We start from the raw sequence: 14,610 nt of genomic DNA, 5'->3' as shown, positions 1-14,610 counted from the left end.
ATAGTAAATATTACCTATATTTGATAAACTATCTCCATCAAACAAATATGGAGGTACATATGAATAAAAAGAGGTTGATTACCGCCGCAATTGCCAGTTTGGTCCTAGTATCTACGTTTTCCGCCGGCGCATACGCTGCGACAAAAATCAAATTGATTGTAAATGGAAAAGCTACGTCCGCTGATATTCAAGAGATTAAAGGCGCTCCTTACGTATCATTGAAAGACGTGGGTAATCTATTAGGGGCAAATGTAAAATATGACAGCAAAACAAAAACAGCCACTATTACCAGCAAAGGAAACGCAAGTACTGATACCGTACAATCAAGCCGTACCAAACCGGCTGCAATCGGATCAACACTTCCCTTTAAGGTTGATAGCGCCTTAGAAAAATATACAGGGCAAGTTTCTATCACTCAAATAATCCGGGGAGATGAAGCTTGGAAGTTAATTACTGAAGCAAATACTTTTAATCGTCCGGCAAAGGATGGGTATGAGTATTTACTTGCAAAAGCATCTGTTCAAATCACAGCCAACAATAAAAATGCAGACGCAGCTATAGATATCTACAGCGGCAGCTTCACTCTTGTTTCCAGCTCTGGAACAGATTATGACCGATTCACTGTAGTTACTCCCGATCCATCTATTGATGCAAAAATTTATGCAGGCTCATCTGCTGAGGGATGGGTGGCGTTCCAGGTCAAAAAGGATGATCCTTCACCTGTCATAAGTTTTGCTCGAAAATATGACGGTTCTGGTGGTGTCTGGTTCAAAACAAACTAAAAAAACAGCCCTGCTGACCATTAACGGCCGGCAGGGCTTTTATATTCCCAAACGTTTGGAAATTTACTTATTTCCTTTGGAAAGAGCTGTCAGCCCCAGCCGGTGCAGCACCGTGAATATCCGGGCCTCTGTTTTTGTGGCCTTGTCTGGCGTGTCAATTACCGGGTGCCCATTAATCACAGACGACGTGTCGTGCAGCGCCTGAATGGCATCCAAGGACCAGGCTGGCGGTGTGGTGTCCGTCAACTCCAGCACTGCGGTTCTCAGCTCATTGATCTCTGTGGCTTGCTGTAATGCCTGATCCTTTAGTGTATCCCTGCTGTTCGTCAATGCTTTAACTGCGGCCTCTAATGTATCAATCCGTTTCTTATCCTCTGCAGACAATTCGTCCGCCTCCTCTTGAAATTTATTAATAACGGCATATGCCGCTTGTACCTGATCTGCTGTTGGCTGCTGGCCTGCTCGCAGATCGGCCGTGCTCAGTCCAAACGTCATATCCAAGTGCGGATAATCCTTAAAACTGGACCAATCTCCGCCCCAGCCAAAGCCCAGGGCCTTGGCCTCCTGGACAACCTCCACCCAGTCCGCCACCCTATCGCCGTCACCGTCCCGCTTCATATCCCAAGAAACGCTGGAGCCGTCTGGCAGCAGCAGTGCGAAATCAATCGCCAGGCCGAAATTGTGATAACTGTATCCGCCCTTGGCATTGGTGACTTTGGCCCCCGGCTTGCTCCGGCCCTGCTCATACAGTGCGTTCTGTTCAGCGAAAGTTCGTAGCCCCTGGGTAATGACAATCAGAACTCCCCGAGCGTAACAGCGCTCAATCAGCGCCGTGGCCGCTGCTCGTACAACTGGATGCATACCGGGGAGGCGCGCGGCGGATTTAGCTTTTACTTGCTCCAATGTGAGCGCCATTATTCGTCACCGCTCTTTTTGATCGCCTGTTTGACCAGTTGATTACCGTAGACCGCTACAGCACCGCACAGAACGCCCTGCAGGATGCTATCTGCCGTAAAGCCCTGCATAATGCATACAACGATGATTGCGACCACTGTAACAGCGTAAATGATCGTCCAGTCCGGTACTCGCGGCGTCTGCTTCAAAACGTATCCGATTACCCAACATACGGCCACCACGATCAGCAGCTCTGACCGGATGAAATTAGCAATTGTATTCCATTCCACTACACATCACTCCTTCTATTTTCTTCAAAGCGATCAAGCCGCTTGTGATATTGTTTTGATGATTCTTCGAGACGTGTCACTCGCTCCGACAGTGCATCAAATCGCCGCGCTTGGTCTTTAAGCTCGAACCGCACATCATCAATACCATGTTTGATGTACTCGACATCCGTTCGCAGTGCGGCGCCGCTGCCGGCATCTCGTGCGATATCCTGCTTGAACGCCCTTGTGCCGCCTACCCAACCCAGCACTATCCCGCTAATTGCTGCCAATATTGTTATCATCGTCTTAACGTCCATTCGCTTCCCCCGTTCCCCTCAATGTAAATAGCCCCGAAGGAGTCCCCCGGGCAAAATAAAAACGCCTCTATGGGCGCCAACAGTTTAAGTCAAGAATGAAGCTGATTAAATATAAAGCCCTGTTCCAGAAAAGATAAAACTTCCTGCCTGTGTACCACTACCCAGCAAAAATAAATAAGCTTCAAGTATAATGGGGCCGGATACATCAAAGGAACCTCCCAAGGAGACTGTCTCTCCTCCTCCATACGGAGCACTTATTTGGGCCGTTCTATTTGCAACATCTATCCTAACTCCGCCTATAAATCTGTTTGAGTTTCCAGGATAGTTAAAAATATCAAATAACTGTACTCTTAGGCCATTTCTATCCTTGACATAAATATACCCTCTAGAACCATCATACGTGGTAAACGCACCGTCTCCCAGTAATATCCCGTAGGTAACCCCAGCTGGAAACCTGAACCATTCAACATAGTACCCAGACAGGAAACTGGTAGCTATGTTAGCTGTGAACACATTATCCATAGTACCTACCATGTCCGCGATCTGTACATTTCTACGTATGTTATTAGGCTTAAGGTTAGGCACTGCTGCCGTAACCCACGTTGACCCGTTATAATATCCTGCGGGCGGCTGAATAAAAAACCTATCTCCGGCCCATATAGTCGCAGCCGTACCCGGCATGTGAGTGTTTCTTGCTGAGTTGTTAGGTATTGCACCCGGCACACCAAAGATATTATTGTTTTCAAGAATGCGGTCCGAACGAAATTCCGGGTCCGCTGCCTGTAGTTGTGCCGTTGTCACCCTTAACTCACCAGCACCCGCGCCTCCTTTGCGGTAGCCCTCTCTTGGATAGACAGCAAGGTCTCCGTTAGACCATTGAGCCGCGCCTAGCGCGGGATCACTGCTTGAAGTGATATGGGGCATCGTTCCTGTAAACTCTCCGTTATCGTTAGTAAAGGTTTGGGGCGCTAGTACATGCGCTGGCTGTGCTGATCCGTTACCTCCAGCGCTATCGGCTAAAAAATCCGTACCAACCTTGCGGAAAGAGTAAGGTTTGCCCGCCAGCAGTCTACCCGCAGCATAAGCGTTACCCCTCTGATCTTTCAGAGGCACAGTACCCAACCCATTAACATTGAGCGTTGGATTTGCAAGATTGGTATTCTGAGGAACTATAGTAACCCAAAAACCCTCATAGTAACCTGTAGGCGGAGGTGACAACGCCATAGTATAATCTTTGTTACCTACGGCAGGGCCAAATCCCGGCTGCCGGATGTAATTCTGATTCACTTCAGTTAACGATGCTTCCAAAGCGAGAATGCCCTCTTCAATATTATTCATTACCGCCGCCGATATCGGAGTACCTGCCTTGATAATGGTTCCTTCTTTGGGAACAAGGGTCACACTACCGTCAGCGTTCGTTTGTAACGTATACGTCCTTGGGGTCTCTACCTCGCGGTTTTCCCACGTTGTCCGTTCATAGGCCATGCTTTGCCCTCCTTAACTATAATGCAGCCACAAGAGATTCAGATTGTTTTCCCACCTATTAGCATCCTTGGCGGCGAATGGCGAGTCAGCAGTCCATGGAAGGGTGCGAGACACCCATCCTGTCGGTGTATAGTTTTGACGTAAGGCCTCCAGATTGCTTTCCACTCTCAAAAAATCTCCCTTGGTGGGGATTGACTCTTTTGTCCGGTCTGTCACCACGGACTGGATTGTTACCGATATGCCTTGAGATACCATCAAATCCCTCACGGCTTTACAGTTATTTTCCACTCGATTTAGATCGGCGAAATTGTAATAGCTCGCTGTGGTCCAATCTAGCTTAGGTGTAATCCAAGCCAATTCTCCCATCCTCCTTCCCTAATATTTTTGCAAGATAACTTTTGCAGAAACATAATCAGAGGTTCCCAATCCCCCGTACATGCCATAGGGAGTCATGGTGACGTTTACCCCTAATTGCCGCCTGTTACCATCGGCTAGAGTACCAATAACCGCTACAACCATCGTGTTCTCTTTTGTCCAGGAGGAATCGGGAAAATTCAAGTTGAAGTCAGTCGTTCCTGCTATCAAATCGACATCAACCACAACTTTCTCTGTCAAGGGAGCGTCATTGATAGTGATGCCAGATGATGGATTGATCTTCAGCCTATTTTTCTTAACCTTTTGAATGCTGGTTCTGACACTTGTGTAATATCCGAACTCCAGATTGATCTGCAGCCCCGCTGAAGTCCAGGTATGGGTTTTGTTACGGAGCATTTCATCATAGTACACCGTAACTCCTACCAGGTCGGTTATGATCATGTTATCTTTATTCCAAGAAGAATCAGGAAATGGAATCAGCAGTGTCGTTGCCCCAGCAGGGGAATACGTGTGTGTTACGGTATCCAGTACATCCCAAGATGTTAACTCCATAATGCCATCCTGATCTACGGAGAACAGATCATGCCAGTTTTCAACATAGGGCCGCATATACCCACCTAGCTTCTTAACCACGAATTTCATAGGATCCATCATGGCTCTATTTGAACCCAAATTAACAGTTTCACCCTGGTCATAAAAATTGACTGGAGAAACAAGCCCATAATAGTATCCGTCCAGTTGATCCTCATCTTTGTTCCATAGTCCGTGCTGCGTGTTCCAAAGGGTCCCGTTGTAAGCAAATTTGTATTCTGTTACTGGCCGATTTGGAACACTACTGCCGCCACTGAATAGGCCAAGGGACACCCGTTTAAAAGGAGATGTACCGGACCCATCAATTTCGAAACCAGCTCCACCAATGGTCATACCGCCGTAAGCATCAAGCATAAAGTGGTTATTCCAACCCAACATGATACCGAATTCACGCCATGAACCGTCAGGCTGTAACGCCCCTATATCCTCTCCGGTTTGATCTCTTGCGGGATCACCTTCCGCATAGGCCTTTTTTCCATTCGCCTTCCAGAGGTTAACGCCCTGGTTGATAAAGTCTCCGATGTTCTCCTCCCCCGGATAAGTACCGCCACCTTGCCACTGCCAACCAAAGCTAAAATTATTCACGTCTGTACGCTTAAACCGTTTAGTATCATAATCATACCAAGCGTTAACCAGTAGCCAGACTTCCGTGTATGGCACGCCACCCCTTACCCCTTCAATAACAGTGAAGTTATAGGGGGTTTTTTGATGAGTAGAATTCTTCGGGAACAGGGATAGTACTCCTTCTGCTGCTACCCCCTTCCGCGTTGTCGCATTGGTGGACGATTGCGACACGCTCCAATTCAAATTGCTCATCATACCCCGCCTTTCGTCTCTGACTTGCCTCCCAAATACCCGCTGAAGACATACTCTTGCTTCGTAATACGTGACTGCTTTTTATTGCCGAAACTATCCTCCACCAGAACAATATCCCCGCACTCCAGCGCAGGATTTTGTCTCCAAGAGATAGAGTAAACGGCCCGCGCCCTGAACTCAGTTGCCAGCCAGTTCCCTACCTCCAAAGCTTGCTCTGCTGTATTGATCAAAGGATTATCTACCGTTAATGTTGAGCCTGTTTTAAGGGACGGATCAGATAAGTTGTATACCGTATTGTGGGTCGCTAATGTTATTCCTGACACCGCTACGGCGACATCTCCAGCAGCTATCAGCGATATCTCAATGCCTAAATCATAACTATTCAGGACGCTGAAGGACGTTGCTCCGATTACGGTCAGCTCCGCCGTGCTCGCCTTAATAGGTTTCTGATACGCAAAAAATACCGTTTCAGCGGAGCTGATCTTGACCGTAGTGGATAATACCTGCTCATGGGTATCTGAGATGTACGTAGAAACAGTTACGGCCAGAGTCTTTACCGGATCATCCAGTTTGATTTGAGGCTGGTTATACGCATTGTCAAAATTAATACTCTTCATCAGATAATCGCCATCAATCAAAATATAAGTGCCGGTTCCGGTAACCATATCCGGCTCCCCGGCGTAGCTCAGAAAAGTGGTCCGTTCATCCAATTCAGCAAACCGTTTTATCATGGGAATGCCTAATGTCCGGTCCTGATACACAGCAGCTTTTCCGGCTATGCCTATGCACTGCAGCGCTTTTCGCGAGTCTATGATCGTTTTAAATCCTTGAGTGGATATGTCTTGCAGCTCAGGGTCGATGGAATAGGACGTTATGCCGGCCTTGATAAATATATCCTTCGCCAGATCATATAGGTTGGTGTTGGCGATACTGATATAATCAATCGCATCCAAAGTATCAAGGAAATCTCTGGCCGTGAATGTGGTTGTTAGCTTATTCTCATCACTTTGCCAGTCTGTTAGATAATATTTGTTGAAGGATACATATTCAAAGGTTCCTGGACGCGTCTCCAGTCCCACGGAAAGGCTTACTTCTTGGCCCTTTTCCAAGTACTTATAATACCCTTGAGGGTTTAGGAGGTTGAATCCTTTGTCTGAGTTATCAACCACGAACTTAATCTCATTCGATGGCAGCGTGTCACCCACGACGTTCATTTCCTCCAGCAGATTGACACTCATGAGCTTGTCGCCATCATAGGTCTGGATCACCCCAAAATCTACCTCAGTGATCCGCGCTCTACGATAGGGCTTGTTCCACCGGCGAGTGTTGACAAATACGTAAGTGTAGCCGCTGATCGGCGTTGCATATACAAAATACGGAGAGGCGTTGCCTGTGATCTCTTGGTACGCCAGCGTATTCCAGCCCGCATCATAGACCGCAAAAACAAAATCCGTGGCGTATTCACCTGTACCCGGATCAAAAGTTACGGTTATTCCGATACTGTCTTGAGGCGTAGTCAACGTAAGGCTTAAATTTTGCGTTGAATCAAAGGAACCACTTGCGTCACATAAGACCCCACTCCACCAACCCAGCTCACTGAACGGGTTTTCAGTCGGCAAAGGAGCAATATAAAAGCTGCCATCCAGCAAAAAGTAATCAGGTTCAAAGGTAGCGTAGCGCTTCGACATGCGGCGCACCTTATTGGTTACCTGGTCTTTGCGACTGGCAGAGGCCTCTGAAGAGGTCGTTACTGCTCCGACCGCCTCATAGGCCTCATTATTGAGTAGCTGCAATTCAACTAGCGCTGTTGTCTTTCTGGAGGGAGCATACACGGCCTCTTTATACAAATTGGATACATTAATCAATGGTCGCTCCCCCTAACGTTCAATAATACTAAAGCCCACCTCTCTGTACTGCACGATCCCATTTGTATAATTCATTGCAGGGGCCTTGCGGTCCCCGCAGTAAAAAGTCCCTGTGCGGGAACCATCCTGCGGGTCTTGGTAGGTTACTGAAAAAAACACATCGGACACCAAATTAAGGATCAAGGAAAACTGCGCTTGAGTGAGCATCTTCCACGACAGGTCAATCTTGCGTTTCGTTGCTATACGCTCAAGCAGCAGCAATCCGTTTACATTCCGCTCGCCCTTCGACAAATCCTGAATGGATACATCATATTGTGTCGGGCTGGGGAGCGGAGTACCGTTGATAGAAATCATATATCAGCCCTCCTATGAAGTCGTGGTTCGGATGAGCGCCGTGCCTGTCCGCTGCTGCTCTTTAGCCAGATATGGGGCCAACAGCCGAGCCAGTACTGTACCATCCATTTGCATTACGATTTCTTGATTATCCTGCATACTACTGCTTTGACCACCCGTGTTGCCCATCGCCATTGCAGCCATGACCGCATTCCCCAAGGCTGAAGCCAGCGTGTCCACGAAAGCCGTATTCTCTAGCGGAACGATTGCTTCCTTACCCCGCTCACCGATTTGAGCCAGGGTAGGCGAAGATACAATACCCCCGCGGGCCAGCTTAGGGATTTTAGGAATGTTAATACCGAATGAGGTATACCCAGTGAGTTGTTCAACCCAATCGGGCATATCTATCTTGATGGAATTCAGACCACCTATCAGGGCGTTGATTCCGTCAATAATCCAGTTCAGAGGTATTCTTACAATGTCGTACAAGGAATCAAAAATACCCTTGAAGATTGTTTTAACTCCTGTCCAGGCTTTACTCCAGTTACCTGTAAACACCCCTGTAATAAAATCAATCACTCCGTCAAAGATAGTCAAGAGGTCGTCGATCAAACTACCTATAGTGTCAACTGCGTATTTCACGTTTTCCCAAACAATCTGGAACCCCTTGACAAATGCTGGAGCTAATAAGTCTATTAGAAAGTTAATCAAAGGTTGTATGAAGTCTTTCCAGATTTCCGTGGCAGAAGCGACCATCTTTAACACCAAATCAGCAACCCTTTCCACGATGCCTTTAATAGTGTTCTCCCAGATATCTTTCAGCATTTTAAGGAAAGGCTCAATGATAGGTTTCAGTACCTCAGTCCACAGACGATTGAATATCTTCTTTGCACCGTCAAGGAATGCGCTTAATCCATCCATTATTGCTGTCCCGTGTTCGTCCCATGCTGCTTTCAGTGCCGCCAGCACATCAAGAACTATCTGCTTGATAAGATCGAATGTGGGTTTAAAGATAGTGTTGTAAATATCCACAATCAGATCAACCAGCCAGTTAAAGGCCTTTGCCGTTTCTTTGAAAGCCCAGACCAGTATGTCGGTGAAGATAGGAACCAGAGTATCAGTGATTGCCGCCGCGATAGGAAGAATCCAATCGTTCAGGACGTAATCGACTGTAGGGGCCAGAATATCATCAACCAGTTTGCTAACGGCATTTCCAATGGTAGGCATTACCTCAAGAACTACATCTCGGAGCCGTGTAAAGTTTGGAAGAAGAGTATTCTGCCATAGATCATTCACAATAGAGACCGCATTTGATAAAGTATCTGTAAAGATGTTAATAGCATGTACAATCACATCCGTGAAAATTGGGACGAATGTTTCATTGATAGACTTTGCAATCGGAAGTGAGAAGTCATTCAGGAAGAAATCCACTGCTGGAAGAATAGATTCCTGTATTAGGCTATCCAGGGAAGCCGCTATTTGCGGCATGGACTCCAGCATTGCGCTCTTGACACGTTCAAGACTTGGAAGCCAAGTGGTGTTCCACAATTCGTACATGACGCTGGAAGTGTTTGCAAAAGTGCTGTCCAATAATTGGAAAGCCCCCACCAGAGCATTAGCAATCACCGGAGCAAACGACTGGGTAAACCCAACAACAAGTGTTGGGATAAAGTCTCCCAAAGCATAAGCGGCCATAGGTATCAGAACATTGTCCTTCAGGTCTTTGAAAGTTTCCCCAATGCTCTGTACCGAACTACTGATAGGTCCTAACATGTCCGCGAACGGCTGAAGCGCAGGACGCATCCCTGCCCAACCCGCTGCAATGTAGGACCAAGCATCTTCGAAACTGGTCTTGATGCCCTCGATTAGGGCTTGTACCTTCTGGTTGATTGGATCTACGTTGACATCCGGTGTACCTAGATCCAGGTCTCCAAAGCCAGCTCCCAAGCCTGCCCCTAGTCCGCCTAGCCCTCCCGCTGCATCCCCAGCATCGTCCAAAGCGCTTGCCGCGCTGTATGCCAATATATTGAGTTGGTCAAACCCGGCCAGGCTGCCCTTGACGTCCTTGCCCGCCTTCTTGCTCTTTTTCCCTGCGGAATCGGCTGCTGCACCCATATCACCCAAAGAGCCGCCAGCGCCTGCCGCAGCATCGCCTATACCACTGATGGCTCCCGCTGCTGCGGACGATCCGCCCGCCGCATCTCCGAAAATTAATTCGGTAAATGCCTTGAAATAGGCTGCCGCTACCTGCAACTTTGCAATGAGCCAGTTAAGCCCGCGCAGCACCGGCGTCAAGATGTTAATAAACCCGGCTCCCATCGTCCCTTGGAATATCTTCCACTGTTCACCCATAACCTTGACCTGATTAGCCCAAGAGTTAGAAGTACGGGCAAAGTCGCCCTGTGCGTCTGCTGTGACCTGCATCAAGTAGTTATACCTGAGCATGGTCTGTTCCGCCTGGTTCATGCTGTTCCAGGCTTTCGTGATGCCCTGGGACAGCGCGTAGGCTTCCATGTTTGCAACAGACATATTGATACCAAGCGCCTTTAGAGGCTCCGTCTCTCCGGTCATTCCGGAAAAGATTTTCTCATACGCCAGGTCATTACTCAGGTTGTAAAAGGAAGCTGTATCTGCGGCCAGCTCTGTCAGGTTCTTGGACATGCTCTCCATCTGAGCGCCAGCCAAGCCGGATGACTTGAGCATTGCCCCCATCGTGGAAGCATATTTTTTACCTGCCAGCTCGGACAGACCGAAATCAGTAATCAGGCCCGTTGACCAGTTATTAATATCTTGAGACATAGATCCAAATGTGACATCCACCACGTTTTGGACTTCCTGCAGGTCCGATGCTAGGCCGATTGCTTCGCGGCCAAAATCCACCAGTCCTTTAACAGCAAAAGCCCCGGCGATAATCCCGCCAAGGCTCTTAAATGCACCGCCCACTAAATTAGTTGCCGTTCCCGATATGCCGTTGAGCTGGCGTTGGAAGGCTCCGTAATTTAGCTCAAGGTCTAAGTCTATTCTCCCTGCACTACTACCCGCCATTTATGCGCCACCTCCGAACATGCGAGCAAACTCTGCTTCTAAACCTTTCAGTGATTGATCCAAACTCTCGGGATCACTCATTTTCACAGCAGCACATCGTTGACGCCATTCATTGTGTATACGCCTTTGATCCACACTGAAGCCTTTAATAACCTTTCGGTCCTTTTCGGCGCGGATCGTCACAATGCTGCCCAACGGCGTATCTGGCATAAGACCAGCCACCAGGGTGCAAAACTCTGACCAAGGCATATCCCCATGCTGTCGTATTCGGATACCGTACTGCTTCGCCAGGCTGGCCTCAATCAACGCCCAATCTTCCCGCAGGTCATACCAGTTCTCCCGCGCGGACTCATCAGAGTTGAAATCGTTTGGTAGCCTCTTCATAGGTTAAATCCTGCATGACGGCCATCAGACCGGACACAAGCACCTTGATATTGGCAATACCCATTTTCTTGACGCCGATTTCTTCGAAAGCTTCCTCGCCCAACGTTCCTTCTATTGCCGCAAGGAGTGATTTCACGCTGCCGCTCTCCGCGATTTCCTCAAAACGCATGACAGCCTCTACGGATTTCTCGACTTCATAGACCTTACCGCCGATCTTAATCTGACCTTTTTCCTCGGCTGCGAACTTATCTGAAATATTGATTACTTTTGACATGGTTTACGCTCCCCCTGGTGTGAATGTTGGTTTGCCGTCTGATAATAGCTCAAATTCTAACGCGTCAATATTCGTAGAGTCGCCACCTGCTGGAGCCGTCAGGTTGATAACACAATCCATAGTCAGCTTGGCACCACTCGGCAACGTCCATTCAAATTTCGTTTCCACATCCTGGCCGGTACCGATCATCAAGCCGGCGATGTAATCATTCCCTGGGTCTCCATAGTGCCGTTTACCCGTAAAACTGATTGTCATGCCCTTACCGGTTACGGCCCGGCGCGTCCAGCCTCCCTGGTCCATCGGAGACCATTCCTCTGTATTACCGTCAATAGATATGGAGAAGTTCTCCAAATCCTTGATTTCGACCATCTGGGCGGAGGTTGAAGCCCGACCCATAGAGCCGACCTTAAAAACGTTATTGTGAACTGGGAAAACACCTGTCGTGCTTGCAAAGTGCTGCAAATCTAGCTTTTCCATAGTCTAGCCCCTTTCGTAATAAATCGTTGTTTCTATTACATACTCAAATATTCCGGCATCGTCTGTCCCAACACTGACAGGCTCAGGCAGCCGCATCTGGAAGCTAATCACCCGCTTATCCGCAATCACCGCAGACTGCCCAAATAGCGCAGCATAGACCTCCTGGGCCTTACGCTCCGCTGTGTCTGCGTTCTTGGTCCAGTGCACAAGGATGGACACTGCCTTGACCGCATAACTGGTATTATCCAGCCCGCCAATGGCAAGCACTGGTGTACCGTTATTGATGTTATACAAGCTAATGGATTCTTGTGGCTTGCCGTCCATCTTGCCGATATACCAGTTCTGGCAACTCACCTGCGTCTTCAGCCAATCGCGTACCTCGGATAGTAACATCATCGGATAAATCCCCCTGCCAACTTCTTCAGCAGCGTCTTGAACGCCTGCGTAACGCCCCGGGTCTTCTTACCTTCAGCCCACGCCCGCAGCCATTCCCCTTGAGCGTGCCGGTTCTTATCCTTCCGGAAAGTGTATTCCGGATGCCAATAGAGCCGGCGGGCGTATGGCGTATCATAGGTGATTGTTACCTTGCCCCGTTTGGACTTGCTGGTGTCAATGGTCGCGCTGCGCTCCAGCTCCCCGGTCTGCTTCGGGACCACTTCAGAGGCCATGATATCGGACAAGATGCTCTCCTTGGCCCCTTGAATGGTCAGTTCCAGCGCCCGGGCAGGCGCTCCGCTCAGTCGCTGCATGGCCCTGGGGTCCATAGTGGTCTTGACTTTGACCATTTACATCAACTCCAATTCCGTAGAAAACACACTGCCGTCTGGATTCTGCGGCCTGGACGCGCTGAATATACTCCGCTCAGACTCGCCGATTCGCACCAGGCCCTCAATCAGCTCCCCGGGAAGAATATCACCCTGGATGATCACCTTGCCGGACAGTGTGACCAGGCGGCGCTCCTTGTCCAACTTTTGCCGCATCTTTTCATCATGACAGCAAAGCCCGCTGAAGATTAAGTCTTCGACGGGCTCCCCGTTTTCACTCGTATGTGTCCTAAAGACTTCAACGGGCGTTTTAAGTATCCATTTCGGAAATGGCAGCTTCCCGCGCATCAGCACAGTCTCCTACTCGTCAGCCCTGTGGCGGCTAGGAGGCTGGTGACGGACTCCGTGGTCTGGATACCTCCTGCTCCCTCAACGCTCTTGAACGACAGCGACACGCTGCCAGCAGAGTAACCAGAGAGTGGAAAGGTTAGGTAATCACCATAGGCGGCGAAGAAGTCTGCCTGCTGGCATACCGCCTTGACCACCTTCAGCCGCTGGAAGACCGTCAGCCCCGCCAGGCCGCCCGCCGCAATCCGGTTATAGGTCAATGAGTCAATTTGATCACTGGCCCGCTCCAGGGCGGCAGGCAGTTCCTCTGCGGGTATACTGCCATCACCGTATTGCTCATAATCTGCTGCGGTCACGTAAGCCATGGGATCACCTACTTGTCTGCCTTGGTAGTCTTCTTGGTATCGGCGGCAGGCGGCACAGTATCATCTTCCGAATCGGTTGCAGGAGCACCTGCGACAGGCTCTTCTGCTTCCTCCACTGTATACCCAGAACGCTCGAACCATTTCAAACGTTCCGGATCATCACACTCACCAACGCCATTAACAAAAGATACACCGGCGGACATACCGGTGTACTGTTCATTAGGTGCTTTAATCTTGGCCATGATTAGCCCTCCTTTAAGAAACTTTAATTTTACGCATTACGCCAGCTGCCTTGGTCGCCTTCAGAGCGACGGCACCAACCATTTCCACTTCACCTTTCTTCACAGCTCCGGCCGTATCGTAATCAGGCAGCCATTGACGTACAGGTGGCTGACCGGCCATAGAAACACCGTGGAAAGCATCCAGTCCGAACCGCACTGCATAGAGGCTCGTCAGGCCAGCGTCAGCGCCAGTAAGGATCGGCACAACAGGAGCATTGCTACCGGATTTCTCACCCAGATCAACCAGTGGAGTTACGCCATACTTCTCAACCTGCTGCCCGAACTCGTTCAGGCTGGTACTGTACATCCCAGCTCGGCGCGCGCAGGCCCGGATTTTGGCGATCAGCTTCAAATTGCCCATGATTGCGGAAGGCGTGCCGTCCAGACCCATCAGGAATTCATCCAACTGGTCAAGGAACACCTTATAGTTGCTATCAATCGCGGAGGAAGTGGAAAGGTCAATCGCAGCCGTAGGAATCAGTTCTGTGCTGGAGCCGGTCAACGCCTTCTCAAGACCGTCAAATGCATTCGCATTCACTGCGCTATCCCCGTTAATCACGTTGTCGTTAAACAGCGCCTGAGCGGACTTGATCTTCTGCTGCATTTGGAACGTGACCTCGTTGATGATACCGCCCATCCCAGCGATAACGCGGTCAATTTCGAACGATCCACCAAAGATTTTCAGATCGACGTTCTGCTTTTGCTTGGTGGCTTCCTGCGCTACATATTCGGAATTGATAGCGCGGAACGCAGCCGTTGCCTGAGTCAGTGTACGAAGATAACCATAGGTCATGGTTGCCCCGCCGCCTACCGGTGTCACAACATCATCGAATGTGATGTTATCCAGGATGAAGTTGTTCTTACGAAATTCGTCAATAACCAGCTGCGAAAGTGCGTCTGGCGCTTGAAGTTTTGCCTGTGCGAGAGTTACTGCCATTTGTCATA

General features: G+C 49.1%; 19 protein-coding genes. 1 reads left to right on the top strand and 18 read right to left on the bottom strand.

The window, feature by feature from the left end; translation table 11 throughout:
* Window positions 1-59 precede the first annotated feature (59 nt).
* A complete protein-coding gene (locus AC0LWN_RS23460) occupies window positions 60-782 on the top strand; it encodes a DUF4352 domain-containing protein (protein ID WP_474669616.1) in 723 nt (240 codons plus the stop codon).
* Between the two features lie 63 nt (window positions 783-845).
* On the opposite strand, the gene AC0LWN_RS23455 is transcribed toward AC0LWN_RS23460, so the two are convergent.
* The 18 genes from AC0LWN_RS23455 to AC0LWN_RS23370 form a co-directional block, all read right to left on the bottom strand.
* Complete coding sequence (locus tag AC0LWN_RS23455) at window positions 846-1,697, bottom strand: M15 family metallopeptidase (RefSeq protein WP_474669614.1); 852 nt, start codon at window positions 1,695-1,697, stop codon at window positions 846-848.
* Window positions 1,697-1,966 carry a phage holin family protein gene (locus tag AC0LWN_RS23450; protein WP_474669612.1) on the bottom strand — a complete coding sequence of 90 codons (270 nt, stop codon included), beginning with the start codon at window positions 1,964-1,966 and terminating at the stop codon, window positions 1,697-1,699. The genes AC0LWN_RS23455 and AC0LWN_RS23450 overlap by 1 nt, the downstream gene beginning before the upstream one ends.
* Window positions 1,966-2,262, bottom strand: coding sequence for a hypothetical protein (locus AC0LWN_RS23445; protein ID WP_474669610.1), 297 nt, complete (start codon window positions 2,260-2,262; stop codon window positions 1,966-1,968). The genes AC0LWN_RS23450 and AC0LWN_RS23445 overlap by 1 nt, the downstream gene beginning before the upstream one ends.
* Window positions 2,263-2,367: 105 nt before the next feature.
* A complete protein-coding gene (locus tag AC0LWN_RS23440) occupies window positions 2,368-3,747 on the bottom strand; it encodes a hypothetical protein (protein WP_474669608.1) in 1,380 nt (459 codons plus the stop codon).
* A 12-nt stretch (window positions 3,748-3,759) separates the two neighbouring features.
* The gene (locus tag AC0LWN_RS23435) at window positions 3,760-4,104 is read right to left on the bottom strand and encodes a hypothetical protein (RefSeq protein ID WP_474669606.1); all 345 of its coding nucleotides are present in this window, start codon (window positions 4,102-4,104) and stop codon (window positions 3,760-3,762) included.
* 18 nt (window positions 4,105-4,122) lie between these two features.
* Window positions 4,123-5,529, bottom strand: coding sequence for a hypothetical protein (locus tag AC0LWN_RS23430; protein WP_474669604.1), 1,407 nt, complete (start codon window positions 5,527-5,529; stop codon window positions 4,123-4,125).
* Entirely contained in the window at window positions 5,529-7,394 is a 1,866-nt protein-coding gene (locus tag AC0LWN_RS23425) for a hypothetical protein (RefSeq protein WP_474669602.1), read from the bottom strand. Before AC0LWN_RS23425 ends, AC0LWN_RS23430 begins: the two co-directional genes overlap by 1 nt.
* A 12-nt stretch (window positions 7,395-7,406) precedes the next feature.
* Window positions 7,407-7,748 carry a DUF6711 family protein gene (locus AC0LWN_RS23420; protein ID WP_474669600.1) on the bottom strand — a complete coding sequence of 114 codons (342 nt, stop codon included), beginning with the start codon at window positions 7,746-7,748 and terminating at the stop codon, window positions 7,407-7,409.
* Window positions 7,749-7,760: 12 nt separating this feature from the next.
* Window positions 7,761-10,772, bottom strand: a complete 3,012-nt coding sequence (locus tag AC0LWN_RS23415; RefSeq protein ID WP_474669598.1) for a phage tail protein — start codon at window positions 10,770-10,772, stop codon at window positions 7,761-7,763.
* Window positions 10,773-11,156 carry a Gp15 family bacteriophage protein gene (locus AC0LWN_RS23410; RefSeq protein ID WP_474669596.1) on the bottom strand — a complete coding sequence of 128 codons (384 nt, stop codon included), beginning with the start codon at window positions 11,154-11,156 and terminating at the stop codon, window positions 10,773-10,775.
* The gene (locus tag AC0LWN_RS23405) at window positions 11,125-11,430 is read right to left on the bottom strand and encodes a hypothetical protein (protein ID WP_474669594.1); all 306 of its coding nucleotides are present in this window, start codon (window positions 11,428-11,430) and stop codon (window positions 11,125-11,127) included. Before AC0LWN_RS23405 ends, AC0LWN_RS23410 begins: the two co-directional genes overlap by 32 nt.
* 3 nt (window positions 11,431-11,433) lie before the next feature.
* A complete protein-coding gene (locus tag AC0LWN_RS23400) occupies window positions 11,434-11,907 on the bottom strand; it encodes a phage tail tube protein (protein ID WP_474669592.1) in 474 nt (157 codons plus the stop codon).
* A 3-nt stretch (window positions 11,908-11,910) separates the two neighbouring features.
* Complete coding sequence (locus AC0LWN_RS23395) at window positions 11,911-12,303, bottom strand: phage tail terminator protein (RefSeq protein WP_474669590.1); 393 nt, start codon at window positions 12,301-12,303, stop codon at window positions 11,911-11,913.
* Window positions 12,300-12,692 carry a hypothetical protein gene (locus tag AC0LWN_RS23390; protein ID WP_474669588.1) on the bottom strand — a complete coding sequence of 131 codons (393 nt, stop codon included), beginning with the start codon at window positions 12,690-12,692 and terminating at the stop codon, window positions 12,300-12,302. Before AC0LWN_RS23390 ends, AC0LWN_RS23395 begins: the two co-directional genes overlap by 4 nt.
* Window positions 12,693-12,887: a hypothetical protein gene (locus tag AC0LWN_RS23385; RefSeq protein WP_474669586.1), complete on the bottom strand. Its 195-nt coding sequence runs from the start codon at window positions 12,885-12,887 to the stop codon at window positions 12,693-12,695.
* Window positions 12,888-13,018: 131 nt separating this feature from the next.
* The gene (locus AC0LWN_RS23380) at window positions 13,019-13,384 is read right to left on the bottom strand and encodes a head-tail connector protein (protein ID WP_474669584.1); all 366 of its coding nucleotides are present in this window, start codon (window positions 13,382-13,384) and stop codon (window positions 13,019-13,021) included.
* 8 nt (window positions 13,385-13,392) lie between these two features.
* Window positions 13,393-13,626: a hypothetical protein gene (locus AC0LWN_RS23375; protein ID WP_474669582.1), complete on the bottom strand. Its 234-nt coding sequence runs from the start codon at window positions 13,624-13,626 to the stop codon at window positions 13,393-13,395.
* A gap of 13 nt (window positions 13,627-13,639) precedes the next feature.
* Window positions 13,640-14,602 (bottom strand): major capsid protein, encoded by a 963-nt coding sequence (locus AC0LWN_RS23370; RefSeq protein WP_474669580.1) that lies wholly within the window; start codon window positions 14,600-14,602, stop codon window positions 13,640-13,642.
* Window positions 14,603-14,610: the final 8 nt, after the last annotated feature.

The organism is Paenibacillus sp. sgz302115 (genome assembly GCF_056120445.1).
This window is presented reverse-complemented; position numbering and strand designations above follow the sequence as displayed.

Coding starts and splice junctions, on each gene's coding strand:
- AC0LWN_RS23460 (WP_474669616.1), top strand. CDS start 60: ATGAATAAAAAGAGGTTGATTACCGCCGCAATTGCCAGTTTGGTCCTA.
- AC0LWN_RS23455 (WP_474669614.1), bottom strand. CDS start 1,697: ATGGCGCTCACATTGGAGCAAGTAAAAGCTAAATCCGCCGCGCGCCTC.
- AC0LWN_RS23445 (WP_474669610.1), bottom strand. CDS start 2,262: ATGGACGTTAAGACGATGATAACAATATTGGCAGCAATTAGCGGGATA.
- AC0LWN_RS23440 (WP_474669608.1), bottom strand. CDS start 3,747: ATGGCCTATGAACGGACAACGTGGGAAAACCGCGAGGTAGAGACCCCA.
- AC0LWN_RS23430 (WP_474669604.1), bottom strand. CDS start 5,529: ATGAGCAATTTGAATTGGAGCGTGTCGCAATCGTCCACCAATGCGACA.
- AC0LWN_RS23420 (WP_474669600.1), bottom strand. CDS start 7,748: ATGATTTCTATCAACGGTACTCCGCTCCCCAGCCCGACACAATATGAT.
- AC0LWN_RS23415 (WP_474669598.1), bottom strand. CDS start 10,772: ATGGCGGGTAGTAGTGCAGGGAGAATAGACTTAGACCTTGAGCTAAAT.
- AC0LWN_RS23410 (WP_474669596.1), bottom strand. CDS start 11,156: ATGAAGAGGCTACCAAACGATTTCAACTCTGATGAGTCCGCGCGGGAG.
- AC0LWN_RS23405 (WP_474669594.1), bottom strand. CDS start 11,430: ATGTCAAAAGTAATCAATATTTCAGATAAGTTCGCAGCCGAGGAAAAA.
- AC0LWN_RS23400 (WP_474669592.1), bottom strand. CDS start 11,907: ATGGAAAAGCTAGATTTGCAGCACTTTGCAAGCACGACAGGTGTTTTC.
- AC0LWN_RS23395 (WP_474669590.1), bottom strand. CDS start 12,303: ATGATGTTACTATCCGAGGTACGCGATTGGCTGAAGACGCAGGTGAGT.
- AC0LWN_RS23390 (WP_474669588.1), bottom strand. CDS start 12,692: ATGGTCAAAGTCAAGACCACTATGGACCCCAGGGCCATGCAGCGACTG.
- AC0LWN_RS23385 (WP_474669586.1), bottom strand. CDS start 12,887: ATGCGGCAAAAGTTGGACAAGGAGCGCCGCCTGGTCACACTGTCCGGC.
- AC0LWN_RS23380 (WP_474669584.1), bottom strand. CDS start 13,384: ATGGCTTACGTGACCGCAGCAGATTATGAGCAATACGGTGATGGCAGT.
- AC0LWN_RS23375 (WP_474669582.1), bottom strand. CDS start 13,626: ATGGCCAAGATTAAAGCACCTAATGAACAGTACACCGGTATGTCCGCC.
- AC0LWN_RS23370 (WP_474669580.1), bottom strand. CDS start 14,602: ATGGCAGTAACTCTCGCACAGGCAAAACTTCAAGCGCCAGACGCACTT.